Here is a 25,881-nt window from a genome sequence, read left to right as displayed (position 1 = left end):
GCACGTCCGTCCACGACGACGGCGCACGGCACGGAGACGGCGTGCAGGCGATAGAAGTGAGTCCGCGGCTCGCAACCGCGCGCTGTGGCTCACGCTGAGGGTGGTGCGTCGGTGTCTGTGTCAGTGTCACTGTCAACGCTAACATCGATGGCCAAGTGGTCGATATCCGTTAGTTCGAGGTACGGAACGAGGATCTGTGAGTCGACGAGAAGTTCGACGAGCTCGGTGTTCGTGTCGTATTGAAGCAGGCCGATATCGGCTAGCTTTGGGAGGTGAACGTGGCAGAGGTCGACCAGTACGCGCTCGTACTGGTCATCCGTTGAGTACGGTCTGGTTGCAGCATCGCGTTCTTGGCGGGCGATGAACACGGCGAGGTCCGTGATTGGAACCGGTGATGGGTGGTGTATGAGATATGCGAGTGCGTACTGTCGCCGTTGGACGGCGAACGCGTCGAACAGTTCAGTCGTATCGATCAGGCGTGTCTCTGTCGCTTCATCGGTAGGATTGTGTGTCTGGGACTTCATACTCGCTCCGTACTTCACCTACACTGCTCCCGATCACCGACAATTCTCGCTAGCCGACTTCAGCAGAGTACATGTGTCTCTAGGCGAGAGCCATTATAGCTTTTATTGTCTATTCTTACATCCGAAAGAAACAATCACGGCGAATGAAACGTTCACCCATCACTCGACCGGAAAGCTGTCGTGTGGCGGGTCGGGCGTCGAATTCTCTCGTTTGATGGTAACTATCCAATCGGGTGCGTCCCCGATTGGCGTTTTGATCACCCACGTCGCCTCGATAGCCGCTCCACGCGCGAATCCAGTCGTGACGAGCGTCTTCAGTTCAGACTCAAACGCATCAGTCGCATCAGCCCGGTCTTCCGGAGAGTGGTTTGCATCCATGATGGGGTTTCCAAGACAGATCGGCAGTCGATCGCCTGTCGCTGTGAGGCTACCAGCAGCAATAACCATATCGACGATTCGATCCCGTAGAGGAAGACAGGGCGGGCAAATCGAACGACCGGCAAGAACGAACCGATTTACCGCCGGCACCCAAAACCACGTCATCAGCATGCGCCCGGCACACCCCACGGAACAGGCCGTTGGAATGCAGGCCTACGTCAGCGACACCGACGGCGTCGGTGGCCGCCTCCGCGCGGCCGACGACCACTTTCGCGTTCGCGAACGCGAGCGCTTCACGACTGAACCGATCGACGCCTCAACCGACGCCTACCCACACCTCGTCTTCCGCGCAACCCTGCGCGGCTGGGATACCAACGACTTCGCAACCCGTCTCTCGAACGCACTCGGCATCTCACGCGAACGCGTCAACTGGGCCGGCACCAAGGACAAGTACGCCGTCACGACCCAGCTCTTCTCCGTCTACGATACCTCCAGCGGTACCGACGCCACCGAACTTCCCGACATCGACGGTGCCGACCTCGAGGTCCTCGGACGCGCCGGCCGGTCACTCGAGTTCGGTGACCTCGCAGGGAATCAGTTCGAAATCGTGGTGAGTGATGCCGACCAACCAGAAACTGCCTCACAGATCGCGGGCGAACTGTATGAGTTCGGTGGCCTCGACGTTGCTGCGACCGGTGATGTGTCAGAGACGGAATCAACACCCGTCGGCGTCCCCAACTTCTTCGGCCAGCAGCGCTTCGGCAGCCGTCGGCCGGTCACCCACGAGGTCGGTCTCGAAATCGTCCGCGGGAACTGGGAGGGTGCAGTGATGGCCTATCTTGGCGCGCCGGCAGATGCCGAACCCGAGAGCACACAGGAGGCTCGCCGATTTATCGAGGAGACACGAGATTGGCAGGAAGCGCTCAATCGGTTCCCGAACCGACTGCGCTACGAGCGCTCGATGCTCCACGAACTCGCAGAGTGTACCGCCAATGGCGACGGAAGCAGCGAGCCCGACCCCGCCGACTTCCGCGCTGCACTCGAGCGCATGCCCTCGAACCTCCAGCGGCTGTTCGTCCACGCCGCGCAGTCGTACGCGTTCAATCTGATGCTCTCAGAGCGACTCGAGCGCGGGCTACCGTTCGACCGCCCGATAGCGGGCGACGTTGTGTGTTTCGCCGACACCGGCAACGACGTGCCCGAGGAGCTCGTGCTTCCGGATACGGACCGCCTCCAGCGCGTCGACGAGCGACGTGTCCGGTCTGTGACGCGCCACTGTGAGCGCGGGCGCGCGTTCGTCACCGCGCCGCTGGTCGGCACCGAAACAGAACTCGCCGACGGTGAACAGGGTGAGATCGAACGCGCCGTGCTTGATGACCTCGATCTTGCACCCGAGGACTTCGACCTGCCCGGTGAGTTCCACTCGACTGGCACGCGGCGGGCAGTCCTCGTGCAGACTGAACTCGGGGTCGAGACGGCCGGGGATGAGCAGTCCGAGGCTGCAGCAGACTCGCTCACCCTCTCGTTCGCGCTGCCGAAGGGGTCGTACGCGACTGTCGTCCTCCGGGAGTTCATGAAGGTCGATCCGATCCACCTTGGGTAAGAACCGCTGCGATTGAGTTGTTCGACGGACGCGCAGTCCGGACGCTGCGACAGTACCAGTAGTGGAGAGCTGGTTTTTCTATAGTAACAACTGCAACTAGTTACACACTGACCGCACGTTCGCGGTTCTCGCTCAGTTCACTCGCTCCGACCCGCGCTGCCGTCGTACGATCAGGTGCGCAGTGACTTGCAGTGGCTACTATAGTGCCAGTAGTGAAACTACCGTTCAGTATAGACCAAGTAGTGAACAGTCGAAGGCAGATTATCCAGCAATCATCTACTGGTCAACTTCTTCGTGCACCGACTCACCCGATCCAGGCTTCGATTCCCATTCTCACTCATCTTCAACTCTGATACGACCATCGTCGAGAAGTTCGACATCACCAATGGAGTGGCCGGTAGCGGTTTCGTTTGCTGTGTTTATTTGGACGTATCGGATATCCCACTGTTCCCCATCGAAGGTACCAACCAAATGTCCGTCGACGACACTGCCACCGGAATAATTCGCGTATATTCGTTGGCCGTTCTGTTCGAAGTGAAAGACAGTCTCTGCACCCACTTCTCCGCCTTCATCATTTGCAACGCCAACAAGTGTCCGCCCATCCAGTGAGATATCGTCTGTCATACGGTATTCGCGTCAATGAAGCGAATAATATTTTCGAAGTCCCATTCGCAGACGTAGGTACCGAACCGTCGGTTTCAGTTTCAGTTTCAGGTGTCGTCCTGAATACAGAACGTCGCTACTAGCCACAGCACTGCCCGCGAAAAAACGAAATCGTCTCGAAACGGTACTCGAGCAGTTAGTCGTCGGCCGTGACGTCTTCGTCGTCGACGTCGACGGAGGTCGCTTCCTCTTCGGCGACTTCCTCGGGACGGGCCTCGAGCGTTGCCTTCTGGATCTCGACGCGGCGAAGCGGGTAGATCGTCTTGGCTTCACCGTAGATTGCCGAGGAGAGTCGGCCTTCGACGACGCTGTCGATCAGTTCCTCGAAGGTGCGCTCTTCGGCCGCCGCTTCGATCATCTGCACCATCTGGTTGCGGATGGCCTTCTCCTGACTCGCGTCGGCCTTCTTCGTCGTGAAGGCAACGGGCTGGATCTGGACACGGTAGTCGTCCGTCGTGAGGACGGTGACGTAGGCCTCGATCTTCGAGGCACCGCGGCGGACGAGCGAGCGCAGGTAGTCACGGGTCAGGGAGTGCTCCATGAACTCCGTGTATGCGGCGTCGCTGCCCACGTCAGTGATCTTGAAGGTCAGCTTCGTATTGTTCTCGCTGGCGTTGTTGTTGAGTTCGCCAAGCGTCGTTTCGATGGTTCGGTCGTAGACCTTTTCCGGTTCGTCGGCGGGGGTCTCGCCGAGCTCCGTCCGGTCGAACTGCTCCGGAGCGAGCACGGTGTACCACCGCTTTTCCTGTTTCGCACGTGAGACTGAACGTTCACTCATTGGTATCGTGTGTGTTGTCGGTGTCTGTGTCGGACACAGTACCCGTGTCCGTCGGGTTATCGCGCTGTTCGTCGGCTGCGTCTGCATCCGAAGTGGATGAAGTGGATGAAGCGGGTGAAACGGATGGTGCTGGAGACTGCGCAGTCGCGTCAGTAGCCACGCCGGCCTCGCGTGCCGTGCGAACAACGTCGACTGCAACCTCGAGATTGACGACGTAGTCGTCGACCGTCGAGTGCAGCCCACTCGTCGACTCGCGCTCGATCCGCGTGACGACGCTGTCACCGTCCGTGACGGTCTCCATCTCGTCAGTGTTGTCCGGGCGTAGCGCCCGCGCAACGAGATCGGGATCGTCGTGGGACGTGCGGATCGTCGCCGTCGCGTGTTCGAGCGAGTCGTTCGTGTTCGTGTGTGCCGGCATGGTCAGTAGTGTCCTCTCACTGCTGCGATGATCGTCGAGTCGTCCGCCACTGCGTCCTGCGCCTGTGACTCCTGCTCCGACGCCGCCTCGTCCGCACCGAAGCGCAGATAGCCACGTCGGTGACCCACGTCGTACGTCGCCTGGACGCCATCGTCGGCGAGGTCGCGAACGATCGCTTCCACGGTGGCTGCGATCGAGCCCGAACTCGGCCCAGTTTCGCGAGTCGCAAGCGACGCTTCGCCCGAACCCACGGCGAGCACCGTCGGCTCCGGCGAGCGGTACGCGAGTGCGATCTGTGCGACCGCTTCGACCGGCCCGCCGTCGATGTCGACAACCAACAGCCCGTCGTAGCGCCCCATCGAGGCCGACTTGAGTGCGGCGTGTGCGCGCGAGCCGTATGCCCGCCAGGCGGCGAGCGCTGGCTCCCGAGCGTCGAGACCCATCGCCAGCGCGGCTCCCGTGCCGGGCTCCGCGCGGGCGGTCGCCTCGAGGACGGCGGCGTAGCCGCCGACAGTTGCGAACGCGTACTCGTCGCTCGTGATCGCGTACGGCCGGAGGACGCGCTGGATCGACGTCGCCGCCGTCTCCGTTGCGTCGTCCGCGCCGACGACATCGAGCGCGACGAGTGAGCCGAGCGTCCGGTGGTCGTCCCCGTCGAACGTCTCGGGCTGGTCGAGGTCGAGTCCGGTCGGCGAGAGTGCCTCCCGGATCGCCTCGAGGTCGCCAGACCACGGCGCACACAGGTGGGTCGAGTGTGCCAGCCCGTCTACCGGGTCCGCGGTCGGCACCGCGACACCCGGTCGGCGTTCGACGAGGCCGCGCTCGCGTGCGGACTCAAGTACCCACTCGCTCTCGCCAGCACCGGGATCGACCCCGGCGGCGACGAGGCCTGCGAGTGCGAGCACCGGATCGAGTGTGGGCTCGGTTCTGGTTGGTTCGTCGGTCGGTGTCCGGGTCGGTGTCTGGGTCCGTGTCTCGGCCGGGGTACTCGAGTCGTCCGAGTCCCTCGAACCGAGTTCACGAACGGTATCCGCTGCGGCGAGTGTGGCCGGCCGCTCGTCGGAATCGAGGCGGATGGCGTGCTCGCGCGCCGGTTCGTCGACCGTGCCGAAGACGACGGCCAGTTCGTCACTGGCGTCGCCAGTGTCAGCGTGGCGCGTTGCGCGCTCGGTTCGGTCGGCGATTGTCCGACCGACGGTCACCTGGAACGGCGTGTTCGTCGCCGAGAGTGCCGCCGTAAGCAGGCCGCTGGCCGCGAGGGCGTCGCCGTCGGCCCGCGTAATGACGCGGACGAAGCCGGCGCTCTCGATGGCGGTGGCGGCTGTCACAGCGGTGTCGGCGTCGGAACCGAACTCGGTTTCCGATTCCTGATCCGGGTGGCCGTTCGTGGACATTGTGGGTGTCGTGTTCGCGGTCGCGGGTCACCTGCGGACGCTACGGACGCAGCGTCTAGGTTCCAGCTCCTCCTGTCTGCCGTCGCTCCCAGCTCAGAACTCAGTGCTCCTCGAGGAGGTCGACCGCAACCTCGTAGGAGTACGTGAAGTCCGGCTCAAGCTCGTTACCTCGGTAGTAGTCGACGAGGCGTCGAACCTTCGACTCCGTGTTCTGCAGGGAGCGCTTGTTCTGGTAGTCCTGTGGGTTCTCCTGGACGTGCTCGCGCAGTCGAACTGCGCGCTTCATCAGGTTCCGAAGATCCTCGGGAACGTCCGCCTTGGCGTCGTTCTCCTCGAGAATCTCGGTGATCTTCTTGTCGGTCACCAGCTTCACGTCAGGGACGGGCGTGCCGGTGACGCCTTCGTCACGCAGCTTGATGCCGATCTGACTTGGGTCGTGACCCTGTGCTGCCAGTTCGACGACCCGTTCTTCGACATCTGCTGGGTCGACGTCGCTCCACTCCGGTGGTTCGTCTGCCGTTGGCTTGTCCGAACCGGACGAGCCACGACGGCGGGTATGCATTCGTGCCATTGGTGAGGATAGGAACCGCACTGACCGCTCGGATGGATAGCGCTCGCACTGGATCGCATGACCCAGTCGACCGCAATCCGGCTCCGTGCAAGATGCACTTCCGCAATCCCAAGCCACCCAAGTGAGTGGCACTGTCAGATTTGCGGCCGTGCGCTTCCCATCGTCGCTTCCCGCGGCACGGACTAAAGGGTTTCTAGACAGCGGTCACAGTCGGTGCACGTCGTGAACCGGACACCGTCGTGGGCGTGATTGGGATGTGGGAAACGGCGGTGTACTCGAGTACCCCTGTGTGACAACCACAGGGCCGACCCGACGATTTCGAGGGGTTTATCTATTCCCGTGGGAAAGTGCGTATTGCGAAGCGGGCTCGTAGATCAGAGGTAGATCACTCCCTTGGCATGGGAGAGGCCCCGGGTTCAAATCCCGGCGAGTCCACTATTCTGCGGCGAGAACAAATTCGTGAGCGCCGCGAATCGTCGTCGATGGCGGATTTGAAGCCCTGGAAGTCGCAGCGTGAGCGAAGCGAACGACCGTCTTCCTTCGGGTTCAAATCCCGGCGAGTCCATTTCTTTACGTCGTTTCACTCTTCAGTTGTGGACTCAACGAACATCGCACACCCTTCAGGTTTGCTCAATCCCAGCGAAACCACCGCCCTTCGTGTGAGTACCGTGATTGAGTCTCGAGTCGTCGGCTTCTGCGAACAACTACGATTGACTCCGTACAGCAAGAAGAGAGAAGTAGGTTCGAACCGTTCTGTGACTGTTTCTCGAGAGTTTCAACGGCCGAGCGGCCGCGCGGCGACGGGACGGCCACGATAGGGTGGTTAGCTACCGTCGACCGTCAGCGTCGGCGTAGGTAGTTCCGTGAGCGTTCGGGTGGTGGAAGCCAGTGTCCGCCGACGGATGCGGGGTTGACGCGTGCACCCGATCACTGATAGCCCCACAGCGGGGCAGCAGTGTGGACGTACGCGTCGGCCGCACGTGATTAGGAGCCGCCTCTCAGCGACTCCACCCTCTCTTATGTTCCTTTGGAACATGAATGTTACGCAGGTGTGCTGAAATTATATTGGTCTGTAGGTATTATATTGCGGACGTTTAGATTCCAATGTGCCGTATCCGCGAGTATGCGCTACTCAGGAGACTGGATGTCACTCGTGGACGATCGTATCCTGGAGTACATCCATGAGCACGGTTCTGGCTCTCCAAAGAAGATGAAAGAGGAGGGGCGGATTCGCTATTCTCGTCAGCATATCGCTCGCCGGTGTCGAACACTCGCCGAGAAGGGCTTACTCACGCACCTCGGAAACGGCGTCTACGTGATCACGGACGACGGAGCAGCATATCTCAATGGCGAGTTGGATACGGAAACCTGGGCTCAAGTAGATGGGACCGAAACTGAGACGGGTTCTGGAAACGAATCCGATTCAACGTGAATCACCGGTCGACGGGGTGAATTGACTCGTTCGACGACCGGTTCCTCGAGTACCTGTGCTACGGTTGCGGTCGTCAGTATCAGTGATGACCTCGAGACTGGAAGTATCAGGTTTCAAATCCTGGATTTGTGAGCAGTATCAGATGCTCGTTTCTGCCGGACTGATCGCTCCGATTCACCACGACATGTACGAGATCACGATATGGAGGATACTGAATTGAGAAAGGGAGATCGATCCGGTGTATCAACCATTGCCGTTGGCTCGAGCACTTAGAGAGAAATACTCTACCTACTATTCAGTGTCTTTCTCAAAATCTCCCATCCCATCATATGTTTGCCAGCCCTCGTGAAACAGGTATCTCGCGAAACTGGCCTCCTTTCCCATGCCGGACACGTAGCATCGTGCCGGCGTCGGTATCTACGATGTCCGCAGGAGCAATGTCGAGCACTTCGTGTGATCGGAGCCCGCAGCGCGCCCCGAGCGCGAAGGCGATTCGCTGCTGGGTTCCGTCGGCAGCCTCGAGAAGTGCCATCTTTCGTCCTAACTGGGCCATACTTTCATGTCGTCGCGCTTCTCGTGCTGTTGAAAATTCATGTGTCCGTGATGTCTGCATCCCGAACACAAACCGCAAGTAATCTAGTTTTTTCGGTGGTCCTCGAGGGCCGAATCGGGGTGATTCTGTCCGAGACCTGTCGTACTTCTCGGACATCGCCGCCCACTCACGACGAGGAAGCGGCTTAAATCACCTCAGTATCCTCGATACTCAGTTGTGTCCTGACAGTCGGTGAAGAATATGGTTGTTGGTACTCGAGTTGGCCACGATCTCGATCACAATGCCCTCGAGGACAGGCTTTGCGGACACTATGAGACGCTGAGGGCAATGGATATATCCGTCTCCCTTCCTCGTAGTAAGTTAATCAGATGACGACTCGAGTTGTCCAGCAGCACCATCCGGATGATATCAACTATTCGCTCGAGGATGTCAGTACGGATCCGGATGCGTTCGAGGACAAACTCAGCGACCCAACGGCCGATGTCAAGGTGATGGACTACCCGCTTCCGGACGGAGACGTGCGTGTCCTCTATACGCCGGGTGTGTCGGGAACGGCTGACGATCTCGATCGGGAAATTAGCCCCGCTCAGTTGGAGGAAGACTTAGAGCCAATGGATCCGACGAGCCGGGTCATCGCTATCTGGTTACTCCAGTTCTTCACCGAGATGCAACAGGAAGAACAGGAGAACGGTAGTGAACTTGCGATCTACAAGAATCTCGAGATTAAGCGAGTCCCCGAAGCGATCAATCACGTTTCGTGGAACGGATCGGCGACGGACGTTGCTGGAAGTTTGATGTCAAATCTAATCCTGAGACACTCGCTACCGAACGCGAATCACCGAACTGGGATCACGATGGCACAGACCTATCTCGAGGCTGCTGGAGCGAATTTTGAAACACCGAAAACCCATACCGAAGAGTACGAATGGCGTGAATGGGTCGATCCCTATATCATCGAATCAAAGCGGCTGCTAACTGTACGACGACATAACCTGTATTTTCTCACGCTGAAACGGATCGGGTGTGAAACCGTCCGCCGAAAACACGATATCGAGATTCCGCTCGATGACTACGACCTCGATATGCACTACCACGAGGCGTGGGAGAAATACGCCGAGTTGCACGAGGCACACTGCATTGAGTTCGCGGAGGAGTTGGCCACTCGAGGTGGAGTAGGAAATCTCGTTCAGGAGCCGGCACTATCGGAAGAGGGATTCATCGACTTCCTGCGTACCGAAAACAGTAGTTCTGAAACGGAATAAGAATTAATCACGGAGATGCGCATTCGATTGCGCCAACTCCCGGAGACGCTCGTTGTCCGGGATATCGTACTGTTCACGGACATCACGAACAGCTTCTTGAAGGGTCATTGTTACTGTGAATGCCTATGGGATTGCTATAAATAAAACTTCCCAACAAATCCCTGCTTTCTGTGACTAAGATATGCGTTGGAAAATCAGGAAAATTGTAGTGGCTTATCTCTGTAATTCACTGCTGCTTTCGAGATTGAGGGACAGTAGCAGTGGTTTAGCTATTTGACTCCGGATATTCTTCCGGACCAATAACGGAAACTTCCCATGTCCCAGTATCAGTTCGCGTCACCCATACTGGCTGATCTTTCACATTATCCTCTTCATTAACCAATCCAAGCGCCCGAAGCTCGCTCTTCGGAAGCACAATACCGCCCGACGTACGAGCAACTTGTGTCAACTGGTGGATCGGCATGGTACATTTCTACCTGGTGCCGGACCGTTTAAACATTAATTTCATTATCACGACGCTATGATATTCCGGACTGCTATCACCTTCCTCGAGCCTCTTCTGGTATGGATTCTATTGACCCGCCACTTGACAACAGCAAATCTATCGACGAGGTCTATCACGACCGAAATCTGCTCGCGATCGCCTTCGTGAGGGTGATCCTGCTCACCTAGGGACCGAACACTGCAGGCTGGTACTGGCACGACGGCTGGCCGGTGATCTGGGCCGAGATGTCGGCCGGCCAGAAGTCCTGGTACGTCACCTCTGACCTTGAGGATGTCCTCGAGTGGTCGTCACTCCACCAGATCAACCCACCAGGAGGTTACGACAGCCAGGAGCAGACACTCAAGAGTTGTTGACCCGCGCGCTACATCACCGGAAGCTACTGGTGACGGAGCCTATCGAGTTCAGATCGAAAGCAACGGCCGGCAACTTCCGCTCGTTTTGCTCACTTTACTTCGTACCAGTCATCCACTCGCACTCTACCTAAATACCGATGGGACGGAAGTGATCAGTCGTCCCGAAGATTCGTCACGTCCATTGTGTCCTCGAGTACACCCGTCTGAAAATCCGAGTCAGCAACGACGAGTTGGCCACCGGTTGAGCGCGCGGTCGCTGCCATCATGAGGTCGCGAACGGCCAGTCGCTCACCGTCGGCGAGCAATTCATCCTGTACCGGGCGGCTTCAAGTGCAATTTGCTCATTGGACTAGTGTATGCACATTCTAAGTCGTTTCGTCAGGTGGCGTTCGCAGCCGAATAGTCTTCGATAGAGCCACCAGGTGAGATTTAGTCGACCACCGCATCACGGTTCAGACGGCATCGGGTCGAATGACGCCCTCAAGTCCGCTGAGACCAACTCGAGTTGACACGGACAGAGCCGCGGGTAACTCGACCGAACACGGACGGGGGAGTCCGCACGAACGAATGCACTCGGTCCGAAACTCACTGGCCATCGATCTGGAACGCATCCAGAGACGGTGACTCGTCTTTGCCCTCGGAACAGCCAAGCGACCGGTGCGGACAGAACTGACAGTGTGGCCCCGGCGTCGCGTTCGCGAACGACGAGCCGTCCGCCGTCGCCAGATCCTCGAGTACCGACTCCCACAGCGTGGCCAGTTCGTCGACCGAGAAAACCTGGACTGCTGGCCCGGCGTCGCCGACGTAGACGTAGCCAGCGTGGTTGATCGGGTCGTCGAAGCGGTCCTGACAGGCGCGGACGTAGAGCTCAAGTTGGTGGCTCGTCTCCAGTTCCTTCTGCGCTTGGCTCGTTTTGTAGTCGAGCACGACGAGACCGCCGTCTGGGTGGCGGCGAACGCTGTCGACGTAGCCGGTTATGTCGCCTTCGATGGCTGCAAGGTCGTCTATAGCCGCGATGTCGCCGTCCACGTCCGCGATTTCGTCGCCGTCGACGGCGATCGGCACCTCGGACCCGACCGCCGGCCACTCCGGCACGTCGGTCTCGAAGTAGCGGTCGATACACTCGAGTGCTGGCCCCAGCGCGTTCGTCAGGTCGCGGCTGCGTGCGACCCATTCGCAGGCCTCACGCCACTCGGCTTTGCTGTCGTAGCCGCGCCAGTAGGCGAGTTCGGCAACATCGTGGAAGAGCGAGCCAACGTCGGCCTGGGTCACCTCTGCTGACCCCCCGGTAGCTGGGGTTGGGTCGGGGAACGCATCGACCACGTGATCGAGGACGTGCTTTCGCTCGCAGTTGCGAACGGATTCGAGTGCGGTGTGGCTGTGCTGGCGGGCGAGTTCGACGTCGACGCTGGTGCCGAGGGGGGCGTCGGCGAAGCGGGCGGTGTTCGGATTTGAGGCGCTGTCGCCATCAGCGAGCGTCCCGGCGACAACCTCGTCGGCGAACTCGAGTACCGTCTCGAGTGCTTCGTCGGTCGAGACCTCGGTCTGGTAGTACGTGATCGTCCCCGGGTCCTCGTCGACGCCGCGGTTGACGGCGTCTGTGTAGTCCCGGACGGCGTCGGGTGTGTCGGCCGCAATCTCGTCGTAGCTGTCCATGAGTGCGTCCCAGACGGGGAAACGTGGTCCCTCGGCAGCCCAGTGGATCGGGGTCTCGCTCGTTCCGCCGGTGCCGCCGTTTTCGTCGGTTCCGCCGGCCCCCTTGGGCAGGTGCTCGTCCAGCATGTCCGCACCGGGTCCCTGCTCCTCGACGTCGTTGCCGAAGAGGAACAGGTGCTCCTTCGCTCGGGTGAGTGCGACGTGGAGGACGCGCCACTCTTCTGCGATCTGGTCGTCGCTGCAGTCGGCCCGCAGCGGGTCGGCCAGCTCGCCCTGCACGTCGTCGACGAGCACGTCGTAGCGGTAGAGGTCTCGCTGGTAGTTCGCGAGAGTGATGTGGCCGAATTCGGATTCGGTGAGGAAGGGGAGCAGAACGGTATCGAAGTCGAGGCCCTTCGCCTGGTGGATCGTCATGACGTCGACGGCATTTTCGGACTGTGAACCGGGGCTAGTCGCCGTCTCGTCGTCGGCCGAGAGCAGGTGGGCTTGGCGCTCCAGGTAGTCGACGAACGCCGGTGTTAGTTCGGACTGGACGGGACTGTCGTTGAACGCCTCGATCAGGCGCTCGACGTTGGCGAGGGCGTCCCGGTCGTGCTCGCGGAGGAACCAGTCGATGCGCGTCTCGCGCTTGAAATGCCGGTAGAGCTCGGAGATCGAGTGGGTGTCCGAGACCGATCGAAGCGTGTCGTAGTCCGTGAGCGCCTCGCGGACACGGTCGGGACAGCAGAGTTCGGCGACCGGATCTGGAAGCGCGTCGTACCCCGCCGGAACGGTCTCGCCGGCTCGCAACAGCGTATCCACGTCGCCCTCGGGAACGCGATAGAGGTGCAAGAGGACGCGCTGCCAGCTCACGTCGTCGCCGGGCTCCACGAGAACCCGGAAGTACGACAGTACCGTCCGCACGCCGTGGCCGAGTTCGCCAGCGGCGTCACTCGAGAGGGTGTAGGGAATGCTGTCCCGATCTAGCTGGGCTGCGATATCGCGAGCGTTCTGGTTTCGGCGGACGAGCACTGCGATATCCTCGAGTTTGCGCTCGGGAACATCCTCAAACCGACCCGTGAGGAGGTGTGAAATTGTCGTGCTCACCTGCGCCGGTGTGCGCTCGCCCTCGCTGTCGACTTTGAAAACGTTCGGTGGGTTCGGCTCCTTGTCGGCCTCGATCTCGTCCTTTTCAGGATCGAGATTCGTCGCGAGATCGAGGATCGGCTGGCGCGACCGGAAGTTCAGATCCAGTCCGATCTCCTCGAACGACTCGGGCAATTTCGACATATTCTCGGGGTCCTGCCCGCGCCACTCGTGGATGGCCTGGTCGCTGTCGCCGACGACCATGATGTCGAGCCCGTCGCGCAGTTCCTCGACCAGCTCGAGTTGGGACTCGTCCGTATCCTGAAACTCGTCGCAGTAAACGGCGTCCCACTCGGCGAGGATGTCGTCACGGACCTGCTCGTCACGAAGCAGGTCGACGGTCCGGTGGATGAGTTCGTCGTAGTCGAAGGCGTTGCGCTCGTCGAGCGCACCGAGATAGGCCTCGTACGCGCCGACGAACGCCCGCGCCCGCCGGAGCATGTGAACGTAGTTCGACAACCGTCCCATCGGCGTCTGCGTGATCGAGGTCAGTGGCCCCCGCTCGCCCTCGAACATCGCCTCGGGGAGCCGAAACGCCTGCCACTCGAGGTCGGATTCAGTTCGGAGGTGGTCGGCCATGTTCTCTGCCGTTTCGGCCATCGCCTCGAGGTGGTCGCTGACGGCGGAGTGAACCCGACCCTCGCCGTCGAACTGGCGGGCTTTCGCGCGGTAGACTCGGGGGAGGCGGTCACAGCGGTCGGCGAGGTTGTCCGCGTTTCCGAAGAGGTCGTTCGCGTCGACGTTGATGACCTGATGGGCCATCTCCTCGAGATCGGTGACGAGCCCGAGCAGATCCCGCAGGTCCTCGTCACTGGGGAGGTACGATCGAATATCGGCCGGGGTGACGGCCTCGCGGCGCATCGCCTCGATGAACGAGGTGAGCGCGGAGAGCGTCTGGTCGCTCGTGCCGCCGGCAGAGGGCGAGCCGGCTGCGACGAACGAGAAGTCGACGTCGCCGTAGACGGACTCGATCAGTTGCGGACGGTCTTCCTCGGTGACGAGGTCGAACTCGGGCGAGACGCCGACGTGGTAGGCGTACTCCGTTAGAAGTTTCGAGCTAAACGAGTGGTAGGTGTAGACATCGATATCGAAGGCGACCTGCGGGCCGAGCGCCTCGCGGAGTTTCTCCTGAATCGTGTGAGCGGCCTCGTTCGCGAAGGTGAGCACCAGCAGCCGGTTGGGCGCAACGTCGCGCTCCTCGATTTCGGCTTGCAGGCGCTTGACCATCGTCGTCGTCTTGCCGGAGCCGGCGACAGCTTCGACGGTGTGTGCGCCACCGCTTGCGTCGATAACGGCTGGCTGGTTGCCCTTTGGCTCGAGCGCCGCGGCGTCGGGTTCGCCGTCCGTCTCACTGGTCGGTGCGACAGCGTCCGCGGTATCAGTCGTCGTCTCACGCTCAGTCATCGATCTCACCTCGTTCACCACGCTCACCGCGAGTCGGCTCCCGGTCGATAAACGCGAGTTCGGCACCCATCCGATCGGGACAGGCGTCCCGATAGGCGCAGTACTGGCAGGCCGAATTGGTAATGTTCTCAAACCGCCACGCCCGCGGGTCGGTCTTCCCGTCGCCAATTGCTGCGGCTCGCTCCTCGATCAGGTCCACGAGATCCCGCGTCTCCTCCTCGAAGGCGTCCTCGAAGTGCCGTTGCTCCACGTCGACGCGCACGCCCGACTCGGACTCGTAGGCCGGCCGACTCTCAGCCAGCGGCGCGACGTAGGCGAAGTCACAGGGCAGATCGAAGCCGTACTCGGCCTTCAGGCCCCGAATTGCGACACCGGCCCTGACGAAGCTACCGATCTGGCGCGGATAGTACGACTGGCCGTCCACGAACTCCCGGACGTGCGTGTCAGACCAGCTGACCTGCAACACGCCGTGTAGCGTCGGGACGTACCTGATGCCGAGATAGCCCCTGTCGCGCTCGACTACAGCATCGACGGTCGCCTCGTACCGGATACCGTCGCGCTCGTAGCTGACCACAGTGTCCGCCTCGACTAGCCGCTCGGCGTGTCCGTGCCCGCCGTTCTCGAAGTACGCCTCCACCGCAGCCGCCAGCGCGTTCGCATCGTACTGCTCCTGTGCGTCTGCGATGTACGGCTGCCGGTCGCCGGCGCTGGCCTGTCGCCACTCGTGATTGAGCCACTCGAGTGCGGCCTCGACACGACCCTCATCTGAATCCGCCTCCGAGCGCAGCCCGGCGATGATCGACCGCCGGAGGAGTTGCCGACGACGGTCGCGAACCCGGTCGGTACTCGTTTTGCGCGCCGAGAGTGGGCGTTCGAACGCGAACTCGTACTGGCGCGGGCAGACAAGGTGTGTCGCGAGCGCGTCAGCGGTGACGACGGGCTGGCCCGCTTGCGCAGCCGACTCGTCGTCTGCCTCACTTTCAACAGACGATGGTGGCGTCATCGCGTCTCACCTCCGTCGTTTCCGCCCAGTCTGTCGTCATCTCTTCGTCCACCGCCATCTACTCGCTCACTCCTATCACTCCCACTACCACCACCACTCTCACTACTCTCACCGACCTCACCACTCTCCGGCCGAATCGCCCCTCTCGCCAGATCGAACTGCGTCTCGACCGCCCGCTCGAATCGCGGGTCCACATCCTCGCTCTCCTCGAGTACCCGCTGGATCGCAGCCAGTGTTTTTTCAGTGGACTCGAGTGCGACCTCGCCGCCGGTGCTGGCTTCGGCCTGGACCGTTTCGAGGGCGTTCCAGGGCTGGGACAGGATTTCGGCGGAGGCGCTGCCGAGGGTGTAAAGGTCGCGCGACGGGATGGTCTCGTTCTCGCCGTCGCCATCGCCATCACTCTCGCCCTCGCAGCCGTCCGCTCCGCCACCGCCGAGGTCAGCGAGCGAGAGCGCGGGATGTGGGTGTTCGTCGATTGCGTGCAGATACCGTGAGCGGTGTTGCAGGCGGCCAACCGAGCCGTCCGTCTGCCGGTAGGTACAGAAGTAAAGGTACTCCTCGGCGGCGCGGGCACCGATCGCGAGCTGGCGGCGCGTCCGTTCGGCGTGATAGCGCTCGAACGCGTTGTCCGTAATCTCCTCGACGTTGACGGTGGCGTACGTCTCCGCGACGGCCTCCGGACTCGGATTCGTGACGGCCGGGTAGCCGTCCATCCGTTTAATCCAGGCGGTCGGAAAGAGCGGCGAGAGCGGTTCACTGCCCGGGTACTCGCCGTCGACGACGTTGAGCAGGAAGACGGCGCGCCGGCTATCGTGTTTTACGAGCCCCACGTCACCGACGGTGACGCCGCCTTCGGGGACGGCGACCTCGGCGGTGTGGGCGTAGGGCGCGTCGTAGGTGATCGCCCGCTCGAGCATGGTGACGAACTGGATCCAGTCGCCCGCGAGGATGTCCTGCTCGTCGACGAATTCGGCGATCGAGAGGAGCCGGGAGACGTTTCGAAACTGTTCTCTGGCGTCGATCGGGTCGGCGTCCTCGGCGATCCGGCGTTTGAGGTCCGTCGTGACGATCCAGCGTTTCAGGCTCTTGGAAACCGAGTTCCTGACGACACAGCGCTGCACGAGGTCTTCGGTGAGATCCGGCACTCGTGCCGCGAGCAGGTCGTAGGCCCGCTCGCGGTCATCGATGTGGTACTGGGCGAGTGCGTGCAGTTCCCGGACGGCGAGGTCCTGTTCGAGGCCGTTGACGCCGGCCGAGGCCGTCGGCACCCCGGCGTGCTGGAGCACTCTGCGAACGCGCGGCGCGGGGTTCCCGATGGAACGGAGCAGGACGGCCACGTCCTCGTATTCGAGGCCCTGTTTCTGTCGAAGGTACTCGATTTCGTTCGCGACGGTCTCGACCTGCTGGTCGAGCGTCGGTTCACTGATTACGCGCGCAGCGGTGGCCGAAGCGTGACCTTCGGTTTCTGCAAGCTCGCCGTTCTCTCCCCGGCGAGTCGGCCGTCCAGTCGCAAGAAACGCGCCGAACGGCTGACCGACTCGTCCCGGTTCGGACACCGTGTCCGGCTGTGTTGCTGCCGTTCCGCCGTCCGAGACAACACCGAGTATCGCGTCGGTTTCCCCTTTCTGCGCGCCGTCGGCGGTGTGATCGACGATCTCGAGTCCGTCTGCAAATCGCCGAACCGATCCCACCTCAGTCTTCGTCCGCTCGATGCTCGCGTGCTCCTCGGCGACGCAGATCAGGTCGACGTTCCGGGTGAGCGCACGCAGGTACTCCCGGTCGAGATCGCCACACTCCTCGTACTCGACGACGAGCACCGCGTCGAACTCGCGCTCGATCCGCTCACGAATCGCCTCGCGTTCGAGTGCCGCGATTGCGCGTTCGATCGTCTGGGCCTGCTCCGCCAGGTTGCGCTCCGCGAGATGGTCGTGGAAGGAGGCGTTGACGTCGGCCAGTTCCCGGAGGTAGTCGTCGTAGTCGTGATCGTCGTCTGTGGCGGAGCCGTCGCTTTCACTGGTCTCATCACTCTCGGTGTCCACAGCCCCATCGGCACCCAGATCCGCATCTGCATCTGTATCTGTATCCGCATCTACATCCACACCGAACCCACCGTTCCACGTCGCATCCAACAACAACTGCCCCACGTCCCGACCGAACGAATCGTGCTCGCTCGCCCGCTCGAAGTACGACGACCAGTCGTAGCCGTCGAGCACCCGCGCGAGAAACTCGATCCGCTCCTCGTAGGACAGGCGCGTCAACTCCGGCTCGGCCTCCTCCACAACCGCCGTCGCATGCCGGGGCAGCGACTTCACGTTCGGTCGCCCTTCAAGCCCGACTTCGTCGCGCAACGACGCCGCAAACTCGTCGATCGCCGTCGGCAACCGCTTGAGCACCAGCACGTTCCGCGGGTCGCCATCTACTGGTTCGTGTTCGAGGGTACTCGAGTAGATTCTTGCGACACGCGCGGCGAGCGAGCCGCCGCCGAAGGGGAGGACGTGGAGCGTGCCGGTGAGGAGAGGGGCTGCTGTATCTGAAGCGGGTGGTTGAGACTGAGACATGTGGGGACGAAATCGTATTCGTCCGGACGGTCGGTTGGCGGGTACTTATTGATTCGGGAGAACGTCACGGCGGACTGGGACTCGTGTTCAAAGATTCAACAGCGTCAACGCCGGTGCTACCAACTGTGGTTCCGGATGCTGCTGCCTGCGGTCTCGATAGCATGGACGCGAGAAGGTGCGTTTTGTATCGCGGCTATCGGTTCATCATTAGTTCACTACTGGCTACCGAAGCAACTGCGGAACCTGACAAAAGCAGTCGCTGTGGGGTATGAGAGCACGATGGTGTGAGTGTCCCGTCAGAGCAGCAGTGACACGACGGCGAGCACTAGGAATAGCAACACGAGCCACTTCGCGATGGACATCGTGAGTCCGGCGACGCCACCCGCGCCGAGTGCGGCGGCGATGATTGCGATGACGAAGAACAGGAGTGCAAGTTCTAGCATGGGTAGAGTCATGCCTGAAGCGTGGATATGAATTCGGCATGCATACGCCAAACCGCTGCATATCACTGCTGTTTCGTCCTCGAGCGACGTTCTCTTACGTACTGAGGGGTACTCGAGAGGAACGCTCCTGAGTGGACGACTTTCAAGAGCAAGAAAGCGGACCAGAGCGAAACACGTCTAAAAGCCACGGGTCACCCGACCCGTGATCGTTTACGCGTGGTAGTGGGCGGTGTCACGCACCAACACGAAAGATCGAAGAGAACGTTCGCAGACGAGTCATGCTGCGCTGTGTATTGTGGTACCCGCTCGAGTAATTCAGGGCGTTCTGCACGTTGTGTTCGCTAGCAGCTTACTCACCGAGGTGCGACCGATAGCCTTTCGGCTCGAAGCCGCGCCGGCAGATGACGCGTTTTCGGCCGACCGTGATCGCGCTGATCTGGTCGTCGTCTTCCATGCGATCGATCACCGACTCGAGTCGGTCGGCGGACCAGCCGGTTTCCTCGCGGACGGTTGACTCGTCGACGCGTCCGCCGCGTTTGACGAGGAGTCGAAGCACTTTGTCCTCGTCAGGCAGATCGTGTTCGTCGACGCCGTACTCGATCTCCTCGGCGTAACTGAGTGTCTCGTTGTCGCTCTCGTCGGTCGATTCGCCGGTCGCATCCGATGTCGATGTGGACTCGTGTGCGTCGCTCTCGTCCGTTGAGTCCCCCTGCCAGAGAGACGAGAGGCGAGCCCAAAGTGTACTGAATACCATTGTCGATCACCCGTTTCGTAGGTTTCGGAGCTGCGTGTCGCGCACCGTTGTCGGTACTCTCTTCTTCTGTCCTATCGGTTATATATCTGTGCTCTGCCCGAGCAATGCGGATGTGTGTGGATAGCGTGTGGCGTCCCGTGGTTTCGGTCGTCGCTGTGGCCGAACAGTCGCAACATCGCCGCGACAAGTATTGTTCCTGATACGATTGGTGACAGACCTCGGCTCGTGAGTGACGTGCTGCCACGGGAAATCGCGAGTGAGCTCACACGCTGTGTCAGTCACCAGCCGTCGCGACACGGTCGTGATAAGTCTCTGCAAGGTCGGTAAGCACCTCGTGGTGGTTCGTCGAGTGTGGTGCGGTGAGTGGCGAGATGCTGATACGACCTTCGGCAACCGTTCGACGGTCGGTTCCTTCAGGATCCGGAATCGTCTCTGGGTCCATGGACTCCCAGATGCGGTCGTAGAGAGTGACCTGGTCGCCGTCCGATTTGGCGTCCATCTCGTAGCGTTTCGAGGGACGCGTAATTTCGATCGGCGCGGGACGGTCGTTTGCGTCTGCCATCGGGACGTTGACGTTGAGATACGCTGCGTGCTCGAACGCACCAGCAGCGAGGGCGTGCTCGGCGAGGTAGGTCGTCACGCGCTGGGCCTCGCGGAAATCGTCGACCGTGAGGTCGATTTCGCCAAGTGGAACGTCGTCGACCGGGACGTACATCGAGGTTGCGATGGCGGGAACGTCGAAAAACGCGGCTTCAACAGCGGCGCTAATCGTTCCCGACCGGCCGAGAACGTATTCACCGAGGTTCGCACCACGGTTGCAACCAGCGACGACGAGATCCGGTTCGGGACCGAGTTCCGCGAGGCCGGCGACGACGCAGTCTGCAGGGGTGCCCTCGACAGCGTAGCCGAGTTCGTGGTCGACGAGGCCGATCTCGCCGTTGTGCGAGAGCGAGCGGCCACAGGCGCTCTGATCGCTTGCGGGCGCGACGACGGTGACGTTCGCGTTCGCATGATCAACCAACGCGTCGTGAATTGCGCGGATACCAACGCTGTCGATCCCGTCGTCGTTGGTCAGCAAAATCTCGAGAGAGTCACTCATATCGGTTGGCTTGGGGTCCGACGCGAAAAGCACTCTGGTTTCGGCGATCTGCTCGCCCAGTTCCGGTTGTGCACCAGCGACGAGAGCCTGTATTCCGGCCGCTCAACCGATTCGGTCGACGATCGTCTCCTCGTCGACCACCAGATTGTACGCCTCCTCGTCGTCGTTCCAGAGCGCGAGAATCTGCTCGAACGAACAGACCTCGCCGTACTCGGCCTCGAGTAGGGGCCGGTTGAGCGAGGTCTCCTTCGTGAGGACGGCGTAGTGGTCGATCGCCTCACTACCGTCGCTGATCTTGAACAGTGGGTTCGACGAGCCGCCGTACTCGGCGTCGTCATCCGAACTCAGCGAGTGGCTCAGTTTCGCCGCGACGAGGTCGATCCGGTTCGGAACGTGGTGCTCCATATCAGCCATCTTTGCCCAGTCACCGTCGTCGAGTTCGAGATCGATCCGCCGAGTGCCGTCCAGGCGCAACAGCGAGTGTGAGAACTGCACGTCGACGTTGACGAACTCGCCGGGTGCGTGCTCCTCGTCGTCTTCGGGTGTCACCTCGTCGAGTTGGCGCTGGAACTCGAGGACCTCGAGATCCGGGCGAACGTCGAACGACCAGCCGCGGTCCGTGGGCCGTTCGTCGGGCCAGAGACGAACTGTCGGCCCGTAGACGGTGACGCGCCCGCGGCGGTCGTCTCTGCTATCGACGTTCACGCTGTCATCGCTATCGCCATCGTCATCGACACCATCGTCGTCGCCGTCGTCACCCCTGCTATCGCCCGCAGCCGACTCCGCCGAGAACTCGCTCGCGTCTCGAACCCGTTCGTCCTCGAGTGTCCGCTCGAGTTCGCGCAGCCCGACGCTCGTGTTCTTGTCGGCGGGTTCCATCGCGAGGAGGGTGCCATCGGATGCGAGTGCGTCGAGCAGCGAACGAGCGACGGCCGTGGGATCTGCGAGTTCGTTGAGGACGTTGCAAGCGAGGATGAGGTCGAACGGTCCATCGTCGCCCTGCGCAGTAGTGCTGAGCGTTGCCGGTTCTACGTCCTCGATTGCTTCGCGGTGAATCGTCGTATGGATGTTCTGGCCCGTCTCCGCGAGCAGGGACTCGAGTACATCGGCGGCGGCGCTCGGTTCGACGGCGTGGTACTCGACGAGCGCGTCGTCGGGGAGGTACTCACAGAGTCCGAGCGCAGGGCCGCCGACGCCTGCGCCAACGTCGAGGACGCGAAGGGTGCGGTCGAGCAGCCCGCGTTCTGCCAGGTCGTCGAGGGCGTACTGAATCGCGGCGTAGTAGCCCGGCAGGTGGTAGATCGCGTAGCCCGATGCCACGTCTTCGTCGTACGTCACTGCCCGGCGCTCGAGGTACTGGGCTTTGAATCGGCGGATCGTCGACCGGAGGAGGTCGCCAACGCTGTCCGTGTGCCAGTTCACGCCGTAGCGCTCGACGAGGAGGTCCTCGAGTGCTCGCGCGTAGCGGTCCGGAAACGCCTGGACTGGCCCCCGATTCGGGGGAACCGGCTCGCCAGAGACGGGGACGAACGTGCCGTCATCGCGTTCGATCAGTCCGAGATCCAGTGCCTCCTCGCGGAGGTGCTGGCGAACGACGGCCGGATGTGGCGTGCCAGTAACGTAGTCGGAAATCTCGTCGGGGTCGATCGGCCGGACGTTGCGCAGATACTTCGCGTTGGATCGGATGGCTTCTCGTTGGTCAGTCATTGGTCTGCTCCCTCCGCTGGCTGGTCGGTAGTCGCCGGGCTGTCGGCCGCGGTCTCGCTATCGTCGTGCCACCGTGCCCCCGCTTTCTGGTAGAGGGACTCGAGTTCGGTCGCGTCGGCGTCGGCAATCGTACGTGCGGCGTCGGCGATCGCCTCGGCACCGTCGAAGGTGGACTGAATATCGGCGTAGACGCGGGGCGTGCCGCCGGTTACCTGTTCGGCGAGCGTTTGCAGCTGCTCGTAGATTGGAGTCTCGAAGCCGTCGGGAACGGATTCTGCCGCGAGGGCGAACGAGAGCACGGTTGCGTGGGTCATCGCCTGGACGGTTTCCATGGCGTCGTCGTGCTCCGCCGCCGTCGTGTCGACGAGATCGTTCCCGCGGGCGGCGAGCGCTGCGAGCAGGTCGTCGGTAATCGGCCCCGTGGCGTCGCGAACGACGGCGATCGAGCCGGGGGCGCGCTCGGGGGCGAACAGCGGGTGGAGGCTCACGCGCTCGTGGTCGGGTGCGTGCTCGCGCATTGCTGCGAGCGGTGGGGCCATGACGCCGGAGACGTCGATGACGGCGTGGTCCGTTCGTGAGAACTGCTCGGCGATTGCATCGGTGATGTGGGCCATCGGGACGGCGAGACAGACAGCATCGTAGGTGTCCTGTCCAGCCTGGACGTCGGTGTCGTTGCTATTGTCGTCGCCATCGCGGCCGCTGTTAGCGTCGAGTGTCGTTACAGAGCCCCCAGTCGCCTCCGCCGCTGCAGCCGCGGCCTCCCGGTCGACATCGGCGTAGGTGATCGTCGCCTCGCTCCCGATGGCAGTGCCGAACCAGCGTCCCATCGAGCCAGCGCCGACGATCAAGACGTTCATCGGTGGCTCCTACCGCCTGCCGTTGCAAAAGCCGTTCGATCGATCAGTTCGCGTGAGCGTCACGTACGCCAGCAGCTCTGCTCTCACCGCCGCCACCGCCGTCCACCAGGACTACTCGGCAACCGGCTCGAGTCCAACCCGATACTCAGTCAGGTTCTCGTAGCCGTCCTCGGTGACCACGACGAGGTCTTCGATACGGACGCCACCGACGGCAGGGTCGTAGAGACCCGGTTCGATCGAGATAACGTGACCCGGCTCGAGTTCCCCGCCGCTCGGGGAAACCCGTGGCTCCTCGTGAACAGCCAGTCCGACGCCGTGGCCGGTGCTGTGGATGAAACCGGTCTCGGCGGTTGGATCGCTACGCAGCGTCTCATAGCCCGCGTCCTCGATCACGTCACAAACCACGTCGTGGACGGCCTCGCCGGTGACACCGGGCTCGACCGCCTCGAGTCCGGCCTCGTAGGCCTCTTGAGTAACCTCGTAGCGTCGCGTCATTTCCTCGCTCGGCTCGCCGCGGACGAACGTGCGAGTCATGTCGCCAAAGTAGCCTGTCTCCTTGTCCTGCGGGAAAATGTCGATTACGATGAGGTCGTTTGCCGTGAGCTGTCCGCTGCCGCGGTCGTGAGGATCTGCACCATCTGCGGCGCAGGCCACGATCGTCTCGTCGAGTCCGCAGCCGTGTCGCAGCAGCGTTACTTCGATCTCCTCTTTAACGCGTTCGCTGGTGAGCGGCGTGCCGTCCAGGACGAGTCCATCGTCATTGATCTCTGCGCTCGCGATGAGTCGCTCCGCGGTCGCCATCGCGGCCTCGTTCGCCTGCTGAGTCGCCCGAATCTGATTGACTTCCCAGGGCGTCTTCGTCGCGCGAATCTCCTCAATGATCCCCTCGCTCTCGACCGTCACAGTCAGTCCCTGCTCGCGCAGCCCGTCCGCAGTTCCGGTCGGGAACGAGCGCGGAACGGCGACGAACTCGACATCGTGGTCCGCCAGAAACGCCGCGAGCGTGTGCAGCTTTCCGCCGTACGGGCCGTGCTTTGCGCGATGCTCGTGATAGTCGTACCCCGACAGCCGAGACACCGAGTCCGCGGCGGCCTCCGACTCCGCCCGGCCGTACTCGAGTCCCGACACCAGCAGGTGGACGCCGTCCTGGGTGACGAGCGTCTGGTAGGGATCCGGTGCGGTAAAGCCGGAAACGTAGCGCTGGTCCGAATCTGACGCGTCGGCGTCGATGAGGTAGCCGTCCAGGTCGTCGGTCTCGAGTGCCGTCCGAAGCGGGGTGAGGTCGACGGGGTCGTTCATACGTCCTCGTGTGGCCGGCCCGTACATAATGGCGCGGGTCTCGGCTGGGGTCGCCACTGACTGGCGGTTCACTGATATATTCAGCGAACGCGTTCGCGGAACCATAGACTTATGACCGGCGATTCCAACCCACGAGTATGCGCCGCCGCCGGCTCCTTTCGACGAGTATTGTTGTCGCGCTCGCGGGCTGTGTCTCACTCCCTGCGGACGAAGACGAAACCGACGGGAAGACCGGCGAGGATTACATCGCAGACGCAATCGAAACTCGCGTCGCGCTTACCGATATCCAGGCACAACGACGGTTGACCGTGGAGACTCCCGATGAGACGACGACACAGGTCGAGGAGATCTATCGCAAGCCGCCGGCCGAGAAGCGACGCGCGGTCCGCCGGTCGGACGACGATGATCCAGCCGCAGGATCGGTGTCGGTCACGAACCGCGAGATGACCTGGGACTACTACCCCGACGAACACCTCGTGATGAAGCGCCACCACCCGAACCGGGTCGTCGCCGACGGGCCGCGGCTCGCACTCGAGAGCCTCCGTGCGAACTACGACCTCAGCTACAACGGCCTCGATACCGTCGACGGCCGCGAGGCCCACCGAATCGAGGCGACGCCGGTCGATCCCGCGGGCGACAATGCTGGCCGGTCTATCGACTTGCTGGTCGGCGAAACCGTGTATCGGATTCCACTCGAGATGGTCTCTGAGTCGGAGTTGGACGAGGCCACTGTCTCGCGGACGATCTGGATCGACGACGAACACCGGTATCCGGTCAAGGAGCGCGATTACGTACACACTAACGACGAGTTGCTCCATCGGCTAACGGTGACCTACGAGGACCTCGAGATCGACGCTGGTCTCGATCCGGAAACGTTCGTTTACGAACCACCCGAGGACGCCGAGGTCGTTACGATCGGGCTCGAACCGAGCGGGATCTACGACTCGATCGAGACGGCTGCGGCGGACGCTCCGTACGATCTCCCTGAGCCGGACGTACCAGCGCCGTACGAACTCGACCGGGTCACCCTCGTCGAGAAGGAGCGACAGACCGGCCCGACGACGATGCTGTGGTACGCAGACCAGACGCGTCCAGAACACGAACTCTATGTCGCCGTCCGAACCGACCCGCGATTCAGTACGGATACACTCGAAGAGACCACAGTGAACGGCCACACGGCCTACCGACGAGAGGGGCGGATCGATAGTCTGTTCTGGACGTGTTCGGAGCTGAGCTACGAGGTATCGAGTGCGACTGACGAGGAAACGATTGCCGAGGTCGCAGCGTCAGTGGGCTGTCCGTAGCGTCGTCGAGAGAACTGAGGTCGATCGGTGGACAGTTGGACGCGCTGTTCCGGGCAGGCAGCTATAGTAACAACTCCAACTAGTTACACACTGATCGCACGTTCGCGGTTCTCGCTCAGTTCACTCGCTCCGAACCGCGCTGCCGTCGTGCGATCAGGTGCGCAGNGTTCGCGGTTCTCGCTCAGTTCACTCGCTCCGAACCGCGCTGCCGTCGTGCGATCAGGTGCGCAGTGACTTG

The 25,881-nt window shown here is 61.8% G+C and carries 22 protein-coding genes, 1 tRNA gene and 1 pseudogene; 6 read left to right on the top strand and 18 right to left on the bottom strand.

Annotated features, from left to right (window positions below; genetic code table 11):
* Positions 1-89: 89 nt before the first annotated feature.
* Together C482_RS16980 and C482_RS16975 are read right to left on the bottom strand one after the other, a co-directional pair.
* Positions 90-524 carry a DUF7344 domain-containing protein gene (locus C482_RS16980; protein ID WP_006169003.1) on the bottom strand — a complete coding sequence of 145 codons (435 nt, stop codon included), beginning with the start codon at positions 522-524 and terminating at the stop codon, positions 90-92.
* Between the two features lie 159 nt (positions 525-683).
* The gene (locus C482_RS16975; RefSeq protein WP_049896922.1) at positions 684-902 is read right to left on the bottom strand and encodes a hypothetical protein; all 219 of its coding nucleotides are present in this window, start codon (positions 900-902) and stop codon (positions 684-686) included.
* A gap of 169 nt (positions 903-1,071) precedes the next feature.
* On the opposite strand from C482_RS16975, the gene truD reads away from it, so the two are divergent.
* Complete coding sequence (gene truD, locus C482_RS16970) at positions 1,072-2,505, top strand: tRNA pseudouridine(13) synthase TruD (protein WP_006169001.1); 1,434 nt, start codon at positions 1,072-1,074, stop codon at positions 2,503-2,505.
* A gap of 333 nt (positions 2,506-2,838) precedes the next feature.
* Here truD and C482_RS16965 read toward each other — a convergent pair whose 3' ends face one another.
* The 5 genes from C482_RS16965 to C482_RS16945 all read right to left on the bottom strand — a co-directional run bounded on the left by C482_RS16965 (position 2,839) and on the right by C482_RS16945 (position 6,329).
* Positions 2,839-3,129, bottom strand: coding sequence for a hypothetical protein (locus C482_RS16965; RefSeq protein WP_006169000.1), 291 nt, complete (start codon positions 3,127-3,129; stop codon positions 2,839-2,841).
* 175 nt (positions 3,130-3,304) lie between these two features.
* Positions 3,305-3,946 (bottom strand): 30S ribosomal protein S3ae, encoded by a 642-nt coding sequence (locus tag C482_RS16960; RefSeq protein WP_006168999.1) that lies wholly within the window; start codon positions 3,944-3,946, stop codon positions 3,305-3,307.
* The gene (locus C482_RS16955) at positions 3,939-4,364 is read right to left on the bottom strand and encodes a KEOPS complex subunit Pcc1 (protein WP_006168998.1); all 426 of its coding nucleotides are present in this window, start codon (positions 4,362-4,364) and stop codon (positions 3,939-3,941) included. Before C482_RS16955 ends, C482_RS16960 begins: the two co-directional genes overlap by 8 nt.
* 2 nt (positions 4,365-4,366) lie before the next feature.
* Entirely contained in the window at positions 4,367-5,758 is a 1,392-nt protein-coding gene (locus C482_RS16950; RefSeq protein ID WP_006168997.1) for a hypothetical protein, read from the bottom strand.
* A 100-nt stretch (positions 5,759-5,858) separates the two neighbouring features.
* On the bottom strand, positions 5,859-6,329 hold the full coding sequence (locus tag C482_RS16945; RefSeq protein WP_006168996.1) for a 30S ribosomal protein S15: 471 nt from the start codon (positions 6,327-6,329) through the stop codon (positions 5,859-5,861).
* Positions 6,330-6,692: 363 nt separating this feature from the next.
* Here C482_RS16945 and C482_RS16940 point away from each other — a divergent pair.
* Positions 6,693-6,764 (top strand) — tRNA-Ala (locus C482_RS16940).
* A gap of 688 nt (positions 6,765-7,452) precedes the next feature.
* Positions 7,453-7,761: a hypothetical protein gene (locus C482_RS16935; RefSeq protein WP_006168995.1), complete on the top strand. Its 309-nt coding sequence runs from the start codon at positions 7,453-7,455 to the stop codon at positions 7,759-7,761.
* Positions 7,762-8,086: 325 nt separating this feature from the next.
* On the opposite strand, the gene C482_RS16930 is transcribed toward C482_RS16935, so the two are convergent.
* Positions 8,087-8,314, bottom strand: a complete 228-nt coding sequence (locus C482_RS16930; RefSeq protein WP_006168994.1) for a site-specific integrase — start codon at positions 8,312-8,314, stop codon at positions 8,087-8,089.
* A gap of 368 nt (positions 8,315-8,682) precedes the next feature.
* Here C482_RS16930 and C482_RS16925 point away from each other — a divergent pair, with 368 nt between their 5' ends.
* Together C482_RS16925 and C482_RS16920 are read left to right on the top strand one after the other, a co-directional pair.
* Entirely contained in the window at positions 8,683-9,576 is an 894-nt protein-coding gene (locus tag C482_RS16925) for a hypothetical protein (protein ID WP_006168993.1), read from the top strand.
* Positions 9,577-10,140: 564 nt separating this feature from the next.
* A pseudogene (locus C482_RS16920) lies at positions 10,141-10,434 on the top strand (hypothetical protein).
* Between the two features lie 152 nt (positions 10,435-10,586).
* Here the strand turns inward: C482_RS16920 and C482_RS22115 are convergent.
* The 10 genes from C482_RS22115 to C482_RS16875 all read right to left on the bottom strand — a co-directional run bounded on the left by C482_RS22115 (position 10,587) and on the right by C482_RS16875 (position 24,339).
* Positions 10,587-10,739: a PIN domain-containing protein gene (locus C482_RS22115; RefSeq protein ID WP_006168991.1), complete on the bottom strand. Its 153-nt coding sequence runs from the start codon at positions 10,737-10,739 to the stop codon at positions 10,587-10,589.
* A 280-nt stretch (positions 10,740-11,019) separates the two neighbouring features.
* The gene (locus tag C482_RS16910; RefSeq protein WP_006168990.1) at positions 11,020-14,619 is read right to left on the bottom strand and encodes an ATP-dependent helicase; all 3,600 of its coding nucleotides are present in this window, start codon (positions 14,617-14,619) and stop codon (positions 11,020-11,022) included.
* On the bottom strand, positions 14,612-15,622 hold the full coding sequence (locus tag C482_RS16905) for a hypothetical protein (RefSeq protein WP_006168989.1): 1,011 nt from the start codon (positions 15,620-15,622) through the stop codon (positions 14,612-14,614). The genes C482_RS16910 and C482_RS16905 overlap by 8 nt, the downstream gene beginning before the upstream one ends.
* Entirely contained in the window at positions 15,619-18,180 is a 2,562-nt protein-coding gene (locus C482_RS16900) for a PD-(D/E)XK nuclease family protein (RefSeq protein ID WP_006168988.1), read from the bottom strand. The genes C482_RS16905 and C482_RS16900 overlap by 4 nt, the downstream gene beginning before the upstream one ends.
* A gap of 296 nt (positions 18,181-18,476) precedes the next feature.
* Entirely contained in the window at positions 18,477-18,623 is a 147-nt protein-coding gene (locus tag C482_RS20685; protein ID WP_006168987.1) for a DUF1328 family protein, read from the bottom strand.
* A gap of 349 nt (positions 18,624-18,972) precedes the next feature.
* A complete protein-coding gene (locus C482_RS16895) occupies positions 18,973-19,377 on the bottom strand; it encodes a helix-turn-helix transcriptional regulator (protein WP_006168986.1) in 405 nt (134 codons plus the stop codon).
* Positions 19,378-19,651: 274 nt separating this feature from the next.
* Positions 19,652-20,476 (bottom strand): 5'/3'-nucleotidase SurE, encoded by an 825-nt coding sequence (gene surE / locus C482_RS16890; protein WP_006168985.1) that lies wholly within the window; start codon positions 20,474-20,476, stop codon positions 19,652-19,654.
* A 102-nt stretch (positions 20,477-20,578) separates the two neighbouring features.
* A complete protein-coding gene (locus C482_RS16885; protein ID WP_006168984.1) occupies positions 20,579-22,183 on the bottom strand; it encodes a small ribosomal subunit Rsm22 family protein in 1,605 nt (534 codons plus the stop codon).
* Complete coding sequence (locus C482_RS16880; protein ID WP_006168983.1) at positions 22,180-23,040, bottom strand: prephenate dehydrogenase/arogenate dehydrogenase family protein; 861 nt, start codon at positions 23,038-23,040, stop codon at positions 22,180-22,182. The genes C482_RS16885 and C482_RS16880 overlap by 4 nt, the downstream gene beginning before the upstream one ends.
* 111 nt (positions 23,041-23,151) lie before the next feature.
* Positions 23,152-24,339, bottom strand: coding sequence for a M24 family metallopeptidase (locus tag C482_RS16875; protein ID WP_006168981.1), 1,188 nt, complete (start codon positions 24,337-24,339; stop codon positions 23,152-23,154).
* 137 nt (positions 24,340-24,476) lie between these two features.
* Here C482_RS16875 and C482_RS16870 point away from each other — a divergent pair, with 137 nt between their 5' ends.
* Complete coding sequence (locus C482_RS16870; RefSeq protein WP_006168980.1) at positions 24,477-25,643, top strand: LolA family protein; 1,167 nt, start codon at positions 24,477-24,479, stop codon at positions 25,641-25,643.
* The last annotated feature ends 238 nt before the right edge of the window (positions 25,644-25,881 follow it).

The sequence above is a fragment of the Natrialba chahannaoensis JCM 10990 genome (assembly GCF_000337135.1).
Taxonomy (GTDB): domain Archaea; phylum Halobacteriota; class Halobacteria; order Halobacteriales; family Natrialbaceae; genus Natrialba; species Natrialba chahannaoensis.
Note: the sequence above shows the minus strand (reverse complement) of the source record. Positions and strands in the feature narration are given on the sequence as shown.